We start from the raw sequence: 4,951 nt of genomic DNA, 5'->3' as shown, positions 1-4,951 counted from the left end.
CGTCGGCGACCTGCTCAGCGCCGAGATCAACGAGAAGCAGGCGCGGTCGATCAAGTACCAGCTCACCATCGCCAAGCTGCCATGGCCAAGGATCTCGATGACTTCCAGTTCGAAGGCACGCCGATCAATCAGACGCTCGTCAATGATCTCGCCGGCGGCGGCTTCATCGCCCAGCAGCGCAACGTCGTGCTCGTCGGCGGCACCGGCACAGGCAAAACCCACCTGGCCATCGCAATCGCCAGAAGCTGCATCCGATCCGGCGCCCGCGGTCGCTTCTACAACGTGGTCGACCTCGTCAATCGCCTCGAGATCGAGACCCGTAACGGACGTCAGGGCCGGCTTGCCGAACATCTGACCCGGATGGACTTCATCGTGCTCGACGAACTCGGATATCTGCCCTTTGCCCAATCCGGCGGCCAGTTGCTGTTCCATCTCGTCAGCCGGCTCTACGAGCGTGCTTCCGTCATCGTCACCACCAATCTCGCCTTCGGCGAATGGCCCAGCGTGTTCGGCGACGCCAAGATGACCACCGCGCTGCTCGACCGGTTGACCCACCACTGCGACATCGTCGAAACCGGTAACGACAGCTGGCGCTTCAAAAGCCGCGACGACGATCACGCCACCCGCGCTCGTCTCGTCTCCGCAATCCCGGCCAGCTCCGACGAGTCGAGCGCTACCCTCAAACCACGCCGCGCGAAGGGGTCAAAATTGAACGCCGATACGGGGTCAAATTTGCGAGCCGATTGACATACAATGATACTTCATGCGTCCCAGTCGCTTCAGACCGAGCGCAGAGGTCATGGGAAAATCGTCGAAGGTCGCTTGGAAACCCGGCTTACTGAGCTGGGCTTCGAGAGTGTCCGGGATCAGCACCTATGGCACAGAATTGATGGTGTGATCTAAGGAGTGTTCGGTTCTCGTCGCAGACGAAGGAACGAACATGAGCACGAAGTCGACTGGCGGCAAACGCTCCGCCGAACACGTAGTCAAAGATATCCGCCGTGCGACGCGGCGGCACTTTTCATCAGAGGACAAAATCCGGATCGTGCTGGATGGGCTTCGGGGCGAAGACAGCATCGCCGAGCTGTGCCGCAAGGAAGGGATAGCCCAGAGCCTCTACTACACCTGGTCGAAGGAATTCCTGGAAGCTGGCAAACGGCGGCTGGCTGGCGACACGGCTCGTGCTGCGACGACCGGTGAAGTTCAGGACCTGCGCCGTGAGACCCGTGCCTTGAAAGAGGCGGTTGCCGATCTGATGCTGGAGAACCGTCTGCTCAAAAAAAGTATGATCGCGGATGGGGGCGACGACGAATGAGATACCCCGCATCCGAGAAGCTCGAGATCATCAGGATGATTGAGCAGTCGCATGTTCCCGCGAAGAAGACGCTCGATCAGCTCGGCATTGCTCGGCGCACCTTCTACCGCTGGTATGACCGCTACCTTAAAGGCGGGCCCGAAGCGTTGGAGGATCGTCCTTCCCGGCCGAGCCGGGTCTGGAACCGCATCGGCGACAATATCCAGGCTCAGATCATCGAATTGGCGCTGGAGCAATCCGAGCTGTCGCCGCGCGAATTGGCGGTGCGATTCACCGACGAGAAGCGCTACTTCGTCTCGGAAGCCACCGTCTATCGCCTGCTCAAGGCCCACGATCTCATCACCAGCCCGGCATTCGTGGTGATCAAGGCTGCCGACGAGTTCAAGGACAAGACGAAGCGGCCCAACGAGATGTGGCAGACCGACTTCACTTACTTCAAGATCATCGGCTGGGGCTGGGTCTATCTGTCGACCGTGCTCGACGACTTCTCCCGCTACATCATCGCCTGGAAGCTGTGCACGACCATGCGGGCCGAGGATGTCACCGACACACTGGAACTGGCGCTCACGGCATCAGGCTGCGACAGCGCCAGGGTGCTGCACAAGCCAAAGCTGCTCAGCGACAACGGGCCGTCTTACATCGCGGCCGAACTCGCTGAATGGATCTACGCCAACGGTATGAGTCATGTTCGCGGAGCGCCGCTTCACCCGCAGACCCAGGGAAGATCCGAGCGCTGGCACCAGACGCTCAAGAACCGCATCCTGCTGGAAAACTACTTCCTGCCGGGCGATCTCGAACACCAGATCGAGGCCTTCGTCGAACATTACAATCATCGCCGCTATCACGAGAGTCTCAGCAACGTCACGCCGGCCGACGCCTACTTCGGTAGGGCCTCTGCCATCATCGAACAACGCGAAAGGATCAAACGACAGACAATCCAATTCAGGCGCTTGCAACACCGCAAGCTCGCCGCTTAACATCACCAACCAGAGGCCGACACTCCGCTAAATCAGGCAGCCATCTGCGCCAAATGTTCTGACGACGGACACTTCGAGAGAACATCCGCTCCCCACCAAGCAAAGATCACTGACCCCATTCACTACCCTAAGTATCCTAACTTTTATGGGGAGTGCACCGTACATGGACGTAAGGTCGATCTCTTCATAGCGTTGCCAAATGGCCGAATGATCGCACTCGAAGCTAAGGATTCCAGCTCTGGCCTAAACAGTGTGAAGAGGCTCAATAACGATACGGCAGCGAAGGCCAAGCATTTTGCGACCGAAGGCGGAAAGAACATCGTTAACGTAGCTCTGCTGTCTGGCGTGTTTAAGCTATCAAGCTTGGTTAGCGCACAGAATTCCGGCCTATTTCTGGTTTGGTCTCACGACCTGGATGGGTTCATCGAATGGGTTAAGTCACAGACATAAGGCGGCCCGTAATTTTTCAGATTCCGGCGATTACGACATAGGTATATTTACGGCGGGCTCCCTGTTCGATTCGGGCCGAAGGCCGGAATGAACTTGCGCGAAGCGCGGAGTCTGATGCTCCCCGTCCCGATAGCCTCGGACGACCACGGAAGCGAGCAAATTGCATAAGAGCAGCGTTGCAATAGGCGGTTTTCGGCCATGCCGAAAAAATGCCCCGCAGGGCGCAAGCCGGTTGCCCGCGCCGTGGTAGGCTGGAACTGAGGGTTGCTGGTAGTGAAAGCGATGGGGTCACGGGGAGAGAGTGCAATCTTCCCGTGCCGGATGCCGCAAACGGAATGGCGGTCGTGGGTCGAGGGGCGCGAAAGCCCTCGTCAGGGTTCCAAGGGGCTCGAAGGCTCTTTGGTCGCAAGGGTCAAGGGAAGGCCGATGCCTTCCTTGTCATGGGGCTCCCCGACTGGTGATGCAACGGCCAAATGGTGCGAGTGCTCAACCGGCGATACGGTTGATGGTGTTGTAGAGGCTCGATGCCTTGGAAACACCACGGCCTGGGGGATGCAACGGGGGTGCGCAGCGGCCCCCTTGCCAAGATTGCGGTACTACACCGCACATCTTGCAGTCAGCGGTTCTCCGCACACCTCGCAGTCAGCGGTTCTCCGCACACCTCGCAGTCAGCGGTTCTCCGCACACCTCGCAGTCAGCGGTTCATCCCATACCTCACGCACATCGCACAGTTGGGTAAGTCGCTTCGGTCAAACATTTCCCACCCTTGCATATCGTATCGATTTTCGGCGAGCTCATCCTCAAGCCAGATACACCGGCATGATCACCCTAGACCCGCCTTCTTCGGCAAAACAACTGGGTGGGGGAGTCTTTAACACTGTCCGTCGTCAGAACATTTGGCGCAGATGGCTGCCTGATTTAGCGGAGTGTCGGCCTCTGGTTGGTGATGTTAAGCGGCGAGCTTGCGGTGTTGCAAGCGCCTGAATTGGATTGTCTGTCGTTTGATCCTTTCGCGTTGTTCGATGATGGCAGAGGCCCTACCGAAGTAGGCGTCGGCCGGCGTGACGTTGCTGAGACTCTCGTGATAGCGGCGATGATTGTAATGTTCGACGAAGGCCTCGATCTGGTGTTCGAGATCGCCCGGCAGGAAGTAGTTTTCCAGCAGGATGCGGTTCTTGAGCGTCTGGTGCCAGCGCTCGATCTTGCCCTGGGTCTGCGGGTGAAGCGGCGCTCCGCGAACATGACTCATACCGTTGGCGTAGATCCATTCAGCGAGTTCGGCCGCGATGTAAGACGGCCCGTTGTCGCTGAGCAGCTTTGGCTTGTGCAGCACCCTGGCGCTGTCGCAGCCTGATGCCGTGAGCGCCAGTTCCAGTGTGTCGGTGACATCCTCGGCCCGCATGGTCGTGCACAGCTTCCAGGCGATGATGTAGCGGGAGAAGTCGTCGAGCACGGTCGACAGATAGACCCAGCCCCAGCCGATGATCTTGAAGTAAGTGAAGTCGGTCTGCCACATCTCGTTGGGCCGCTTCGTCTTGTCCTTGAACTCGTCGGCAGCCTTGATCACCACGAATGCCGGGCTGGTGATGAGATCGTGGGCCTTGAGCAGGCGATAGACGGTGGCTTCCGAGACGAAGTAGCGCTTCTCGTCGGTGAATCGCACCGCCAATTCGCGCGGCGACAGCTCGGATTGCTCCAGCGCCAATTCGATGATCTGAGCCTGGATATTGTCGCCGATGCGGTTCCAGACCCGGCTCGGCCGGGAAGGACGATCCTCCAACGCTTCGGGCCCGCCTTTAAGGTAGCGGTCATACCAGCGGTAGAAGGTGCGCCGAGCAATGCCGAGCTGATCGAGCGTCTTCTTCGCGGGAACATGCGACTGCTCAATCATCCTGATGATCTCGAGCTTCTCGGATGCGGGGTATCTCATTCGTCGTCGCCCCCATCCGCGATCATACTTTTTTTGAGCAGACGGTTCTCCAGCATCAGATCGGCAACCGCCTCTTTCAAGGCACGGGTCTCACGGCGCAGGTCCTGAACTTCACCGGTCGTCGCAGCACGAGCCGTGTCGCCAGCCAGCCGCCGTTTGCCAGCTTCCAGGAATTCCTTCGACCAGGTGTAGTAGAGGCTCTGGGCTATCCCTTCCTTGCGGCACAGCTCGGCGATGCTGTCTTCGCCCGAAGCCATCCAGCACGATCCGGATTTTGTC

2 protein-coding genes and 2 pseudogenes are annotated in these 4,951 nt (G+C 58.9%); 3 read left to right on the top strand and 1 reads right to left on the bottom strand.

The window, feature by feature from the left end:
• From istB to NB311A_RS09075, 3 genes and pseudogenes are all read left to right on the top strand, one after another.
• Window positions 1-747 (top strand): annotated as a pseudogene (istB, locus tag NB311A_RS09090) (IS21-like element helper ATPase IstB); the annotation flags it as partial.
• Between the two features lie 193 nt (window positions 748-940).
• A protein-coding gene (locus NB311A_RS09080; RefSeq protein WP_086008697.1) for an IS3 family transposase occupies window positions 941-2,292 on the top strand; the annotation gives its coding sequence in 2 pieces (ribosomal slippage) (window positions 941-1,277 and window positions 1,277-2,292; 1,353 coding nt in all).
• Window positions 2,293-2,334: 42 nt separating this feature from the next.
• The gene (locus tag NB311A_RS09075) at window positions 2,335-2,742 is read left to right on the top strand and encodes a XamI family restriction endonuclease (RefSeq protein ID WP_116394749.1); all 408 of its coding nucleotides are present in this window, start codon (window positions 2,335-2,337) and stop codon (window positions 2,740-2,742) included.
• Between the two features lie 949 nt (window positions 2,743-3,691).
• Here the strand turns inward: NB311A_RS09075 and NB311A_RS09070 are convergent.
• Window positions 3,692-4,951: pseudogene (locus tag NB311A_RS09070) on the bottom strand (IS3 family transposase); the annotation flags it as partial.

This window comes from Nitrobacter sp. Nb-311A (assembly GCF_000152905.1).
GTDB lineage: Bacteria > Pseudomonadota > Alphaproteobacteria > Rhizobiales > Xanthobacteraceae > Nitrobacter.
Note: the sequence above shows the minus strand (reverse complement) of the source record. Positions and strands in the feature narration are given on the sequence as shown.